This window comes from Pseudoalteromonas sp. MB41 (assembly GCF_020966275.1).
Classification (GTDB): domain Bacteria; phylum Pseudomonadota; class Gammaproteobacteria; order Enterobacterales; family Alteromonadaceae; genus Pseudoalteromonas; species Pseudoalteromonas lipolytica.
Window position 1 is genome coordinate 21,338 of the sequence record NZ_JAJJZF010000037.1, and the last position, 6,190, is coordinate 27,527.

The 6,190-nt window shown below is 42.1% G+C and carries 8 protein-coding genes; all 8 read left to right on the forward strand.

From position 1 onward, the window contains the following. The first annotated feature begins 11 nt into the window (after positions 1–11). Positions 12–245, forward strand: a complete 234-nt coding sequence (gene pspB / locus LPA49_RS20875; RefSeq protein WP_036969793.1) for an envelope stress response membrane protein PspB — start codon at positions 12–14, stop codon at positions 243–245. Then, positions 242–643 carry an envelope stress response membrane protein PspC gene (gene pspC / locus LPA49_RS20880; protein ID WP_036969787.1) on the forward strand — a complete coding sequence of 134 codons (402 nt, stop codon included), beginning with the start codon at positions 242–244 and terminating at the stop codon, positions 641–643. Before pspB ends, pspC begins: the two co-directional genes overlap by 4 nt. A 62-nt stretch (positions 644–705) precedes the next feature. Further along, on the forward strand, positions 706–2,118 hold the full coding sequence (locus LPA49_RS20885) for a YcjX family protein (protein ID WP_199524573.1): 1,413 nt from the start codon (positions 706–708) through the stop codon (positions 2,116–2,118). After that, a complete protein-coding gene (locus LPA49_RS20890; protein WP_036969781.1) occupies positions 2,115–3,149 on the forward strand; it encodes a YcjF family protein in 1,035 nt (344 codons plus the stop codon). The genes LPA49_RS20885 and LPA49_RS20890 overlap by 4 nt, the downstream gene beginning before the upstream one ends. A gap of 134 nt (positions 3,150–3,283) precedes the next feature. Further along, on the forward strand, positions 3,284–4,465 hold the full coding sequence (megL, locus tag LPA49_RS20895) for a methionine gamma-lyase (protein ID WP_074988625.1): 1,182 nt from the start codon (positions 3,284–3,286) through the stop codon (positions 4,463–4,465). 225 nt (positions 4,466–4,690) lie between these two features. After that, entirely contained in the window at positions 4,691–5,488 is a 798-nt protein-coding gene (phhA, locus tag LPA49_RS20900) for a phenylalanine 4-monooxygenase (RefSeq protein ID WP_036969774.1), read from the forward strand. Positions 5,489–5,497: 9 nt separating this feature from the next. Beyond that, the gene (locus tag LPA49_RS20905) at positions 5,498–5,842 is read left to right on the forward strand and encodes a 4a-hydroxytetrahydrobiopterin dehydratase (protein ID WP_230237720.1); all 345 of its coding nucleotides are present in this window, start codon (positions 5,498–5,500) and stop codon (positions 5,840–5,842) included. Between the two features lie 167 nt (positions 5,843–6,009). Then, positions 6,010–6,190 (forward strand): IS200/IS605 family transposase (tnpA, locus tag LPA49_RS20910; RefSeq protein WP_230236583.1); only part of this gene is annotated, 181 nt, incomplete at its 3' end.

Below are 6,190 nucleotides of genomic sequence, written 5' to 3' on the forward strand. Positions count from 1 at the left end.
AGGAGAGAATCATGTTCGACGCAGAAGTTTTGATGGCACCCATTATTGTATTTATGGTGGTTGTTGCCCCACTTTGGCTTATTTTACACTACCGTAGTAAAAAGCAAGTGAGTCAAGGTTTAAGTGAACACGAACATCGCCAGCTGTTAGAGCTTGCACAAAAAGCAGACAAAATGGCAGAGCGAGTTGAAACATTAGAAGCCTTACTTGATCAAGAGGCTCCACAGTGGAGACGTAAAGTATGAGTACCAAACGCGAATTATTCAGAGACGCAGAGCGCGGTAAAATAGCCGGTGTGTGCGCGGGTATCAGCGACTACTTTAATATGGAGCTTTGGCTCGTACGTATTCTTGTCGTCACCGCAGTGTTGTTATCGGGTGGGCCATTTATTGTTGTTGCTTACATTGCTGCGTGGTTTATTTTAGATAAGAAACCATCAGAGAAAACAATGAAAACTGGCGACAGTATTCACCAAGACCCGCTTGAAGTGAAATTTAAAGTATGGCAAAAAGGGGAACCACCTCGCCGTGCACTGCAAGATTTAAAAGAGCGTCTTGCGCGAGTTGATGGTCGTTTACAAGAGATGGAACGCTATGTCACCTCAACAGAATTTACGGTTAGCCGTGAAATTAACAAACTTTAAAGGATTTTAAAGCACCTTGTTTGCAATGTGAAACCAAGCGCAAATAGGGTGCTAGACACTGTATGAGCCAATCATTTGCAAAGAACACCTTTAATAAATTAAAAAACAAAGCCGAAAAAGCGCTGCATCGTGGTTTAGATCAACACGTGAAACTTGCTGTAACAGGATTAAGTGGCAGTGGTAAAACGGCGTTTATAACCGCACTTGTTAAGCATTTAACCAGTCAAGCTGATGATAAAAACCTACCATTTTTTAATGTAATGCGTGAAAAACGCCATATTGCAACCAAAGTGGTGCCTCAGCAAGCTCTCACCATTCCAACGTTTGCATATAATCAGGCTTTGTCATCATTATTGCCCCTGGAAGATGAACCGGCATGGCCAGCATCAACTGAGCGTATCAACACACTGCGACTGGCAATCAAGTATCAAAGTAATGCCGGGCTTCGTGGTCATTTTGCACCGCAATCCACTTTGTATTTAGACATCATTGATTACCCAGGTGAATGGTTACTCGACTTGCCAATGCTTGAGCAGTCATTTGCTGATTGGTGTGAGTTACAATATTCATTGCTTATGCAAACGGCGCGCAATGAAAAAGCTCAGCCATTTTTATCTGCACTTGCAGAGCTCGATTTATCGTCCAGTGTTGATGAAAGTTTACTTGCTGAGGTGGCAGCACTGTACCAGCAGTTACTCACCAGTTTAAAGCAAGATACCAAACTTGCCATGTTACAACCCGGGCGAATGTTGATGCCGGGTGAACTTAAAGGTGCCCCCTTACTGCAGTTTTTCCCGGTCGCAAACGTACCAGAGGAAATCGCTGAAGGGTCAAATTTAGCGCACCTTAAAAAGCGCTATAAGGCCTACGTAAAAGAAGTTGTGAAGCCATTTTATGAGCAACATTTTCGCCATTTTGACCGACAAATTGTGCTGGTGGATGTCTTGAGTGCATTGAACGAAGGGGCCGAAACGTTACATGAGCAAAGTCGTGTAATAAACCAATTGCTTGCACACTTTAATTACGGTGAAGCCAGTTTCTTTAAACGTTTGTTTAAACCTAACATCGACAAGCTGTTGTTTGCTGCAAATAAATCAGACCATATTAGCGCGCAGTATCATAAAGACTTAGCATTATTGCTTGATTCAATCGTGCATGATCAAAGCAACCATTTAAAGTTTGAAGGCGTACAAATTGAAACCATGGCTATGTCGTCAATTTGTGCGACAGAGCCGCGTCAAGTTGTAGAAAAAGGCCAGCAATTAGCCTGTATTTACGGTAAACCATTGGGCGAGCATGAGTGGGTCACTTATTTACCCCCCCAGCCACCTTCACGACTATTGAATAAACACGAGTGGCCAGCACAAGGCTTTGAGTTTTTGTCGTTTTCGCCATTGCCATGCCCTGATAAACGGTTAAAGCATATTCGTTTAGATCATGTCATGCAGTATCTGATAGGAGATAAACTAACATGAGTAAACAGCCGAACGAGGTTGATTTTCAAGCTGGGCGCCGTATTGCGAGCTCTGCAGCAAATGAAGCACCGACTGAGGAGCTTACAGCTGCAAAGGTAATTGAAAATGCAGAGTTTATTGAAAACGATGACGAATTAACTGACGACATAGAACTGGCACCGGTATACAGAAAGTCAAAATGGCAAACATTAAAAAGCCTTTTTGTTGTGAGCTTTTTAGTCTTGGTCTTGCTTGAATTTGGTATGTCGCTGTATGTGGCGTTTCAGCAGTCGATTATTGTCGGTTCAGTGTATTTAACTGCGGTACTAAGTGGCGTGCTCTTGATTAGCCGTGTTATTTGGCGTGAGTATCGCATGCTGCGTAGCTTAAAGCGCAATCAGCTACATCGTACAGAGGCTGATCGATTACTTAATAGTGAGCAAGTAGGTGAAGCGCTGCCTTGGCTTGAGAAACTCAATAAACATCAAGCACTCACAGGCTTTGATGACTTTAAAACACAAATAGCCAGTCATCATACCGACAAAGAAATCATGACGTTATATGCAGACAGCTTATTAGTCAGCCAAGATCAGCAAGCAAAGAAACTGATTAATCGGTTTGCCACAGAATCGGGCTTATTGGTGGCATTAAGCCCACTTGCACTGGTTGATATGATGGCGGTACTTTGGCGTGGCACTAAATTAATTGAGCAAATTGGTCGTATTTATGGCATTGGTTTTGGTTATGCAAGTCGCATAAAATTGTATCGCTTGTTGATCAAACAAGTGCTTTTTGTAGGCAGTGCTGAACTGGTGTCCGATCTGGCTGCAACGGCACTCAGTGCAGAGCTGTTGGGTAAATTGTCGGGCCGTGCCGCGCAAGGGCTTAGCGCCGGTATTTTTACTGCTCGCATTGGCTATAAAGCCATGGAGTTAAGTAGGCCATTGCCACGTTTAGAGCACAAACGTAGCCTATTAAAAGAAACGGCTAATAGTATTGCGCGAAAAATAGCCTCGCGCAGCAGCGATAAAGACACCGAAAAGACTCAATGACAACATTTGTGTACAGTTAATAAAAACGGTTGAGTGATATTTAGCCATCTGAGCATCCGGCATGCTTGTGGTTAGGCTGTATGTGCGTTTTATTTATGAGTATGAAGTACTGATAATAAAAACGAGAACAGACAATGACTAAGCATCACTTACATACACAATGTATCCATGGTCCAGAAAAGCCAAATGATCCTCACGGCGCACTGAGTGCGCCACTTTATCAAACCTCAACATTTGCGTTCACGAGTGCAGCACAAGGGGCTGCACGTTTTGCTGGTGAAGAGCAGGGGTTTATTTACACTCGCTTAGGTAACCCAACAACGCAAGAGTTAGAGCAAAAAGTTGCACAACTTGAAAATTGTGAAGCGGCTGCAGCAACAGCAACGGGAATGGGCGCAGTATCAGCCTCAGTATTAAGCTTTTTACAGCATGGTGACCACCTTGTGGCATCAAGTGCACTCTACGGTTGTACTTTTGCTTTTTTTGCTCACATGCTGCCTCGCTTCGGTATAGAAGTCAGTTTTGTTGATATGAGCGATGAAGCCGCGTTACGTGCTGCTGTTAAACCAAACAGTAAAATGATTTTTGCTGAGACGCCGATAAACCCAACCATGACGGTGCTTGATTTAAGCTTAATTGCAGAAGTCGCGAAGCAACATAAGTTGCTCAGTGTTATTGATAATACTTTTTTAACGCCTTTACTTCAGCAACCCACTTCATATGGCATCGATATTGTTATTCACAGTGCGACTAAATATTTGAACGGACATGGCGATGTGGTTGCTGGCATTGTGTGTGGTTCTAATGAGCACATTAATTTAATAAAAATGACCGTGCTCAAAGATATTGGCGCAACGATTAGTCCACATGATGCCTGGTTAATAAACCGAGGATTAAAAACGCTTGCAGTACGAATGGAGCGCCATTGTGCGAGTGCCCAAGTGGTTGCTGAGTTTTTAGAGCAGCACCCGTTGGTGAGCAAGGTTTATTATCCTGGCCTTAAATCACATCAAGGTCATAAGTTTATTGGTACACAAATGAAAGCAGCGGGTGGTGTGATCGCGTTCGAAATTAAAGGCACCCTAGAACAAGGTGAAACCTTCATTAATAATACCCAGCTTTGTACGTTAGCAGTGAGTTTAGGTGACGCTGAAACCCTCATTCAGCATCCCGCGTCTATGACTCACTCTCCCTATACACCAGAAGAACGGGCTGCGGCTGGGATTAGTGATGGATTAATTCGCTTATCAGTCGGCTTAGAGGATGTTAACGATATAATTAACGATCTTAAAACTGCATTTACATCTATTGGGTAGGGTGTTAATTTTAGCTTACACTAAAATGGTGTTTTAGCCCTTATTTAACGGGGTGTGTAAACATTTAGATCTTTTGGTGTAATTTTTTATTTACAGTAGAGGTGTTTCTGCAAACAGTAGAAACACCCAAAACTATTAAAATCTCGCTTACTTTTACATAGTATCGACTTAACAAGTTAAAGTGATTCTTATCGTGCTGATCAAGATTTAACGAAGAAGGTTATTATGGCTAAAGCAAGTAATTACACCTCCAAGCAACCCGATGAAAATGGGGTGATCCATTGGAGCGAAGACGAAAACAAAATATGGTCTGAGCTGGTTGCTCGCCAACTCGCTTGCATTGAAGGCAAAGCCTGCAATGAATACCTTGAGGGTTTAAAAAAAATAAACCTTCCTTCAGATCGTATTCCCCAATTAAGTGAATTAAACGAAGTACTGGAAAAAACCACCGGCTGGCAAGTTGCGCCTGTGCCTGCGTTAATTGATTTTGACGAGTTTTTCCGTTTGTTAGCTAATAAGCAATTCCCCGTGGCCACGTTTATTCGCACCCGTGAAGAGTTTGACTACTTACAAGAGCCAGATATTTTCCACGAAATTTTTGGTCACTGTGCAATGTTAACAAACCCTGCATTTGCTGAGTTTACGCATAAATACGGTCAATTAGGGTATGCAGCAGAGAAAAAAGATCGCGTGTATCTGGCACGTTTATACTGGTTTACTGTTGAGTTTGGTTTAATGCAAACAGACCAAGGCTTGCGTATTTATGGTGGCGGTATTTTATCAAGCCCAGGTGAAACGCAGTACGTGTACTCTGATAAACCAGAAATCAATGCAATGAATGTACTGGATGTGCTTCGCACACCGTACCGTATTGATATAATGCAGCCTGTGTACTACACCATTAATTCGATTAATGACTTATTTGATATCTCACAAATGGATATCATGTCATTGGTGAGTAAAGCAAAAGAATTAGGGCTTCATGAGCCAAAGTTTCCACCTAAAGAAAAATTAGCAAGTTAAGGATTTATAATGTCTTCATTAAGCACACAAAAGTGTGAAGCGTGTCGTGCTGATGCGCCGAAAGTATCTGATGCTGAGTTAGCAGAATTAATTAAAATGATCCCTGATTGGGTACCAGAAGTGCGCGACGGCATTATGCAATTAGAGCGTGTGTATAAGTTTAAAAACTTTAAACAAGCACTTGAATTTACAAATAAAGTAGGTGATATGGCTGAAGAAGAAGGCCATCACCCAGGTTTACTTACAGAGTGGGGCAAAGTGACTGTTACGTGGTGGAGCCACTCAATTAAAGGCTTACATAGAAACGATTTTATTTGTGCTGCAAAAACTGACGATGTCTTTGCTGCATTATAAAACGCAATAAGTTCTGCCCAGAAGGCGTGACCCAAGGTCGCGCCTTTTTATTTTCGGCCCTAAACCACCTACTTCAGTAGGTGGTTATCATCATTTAGGCTTTGCCTGAAAAAATACTCATGTTAATTCCTTACTTGATTTTTAGCGAAGTCATATAAGGAAAAAACATGAGTAGATACGAGAAAGCATCGCATGTGTATTGGCGATGTCAATATCATATAGTCTGGACACCAAAGTATAGGTTCAGAATATTGAAGAACAAAGTAGGCAGAGATGTTTACAGGTGCATACAAGTTTATTGTGAGCAGTTAGGGTGCAAAGTAGTCGAGTTAAATGTGCAGGTTGACC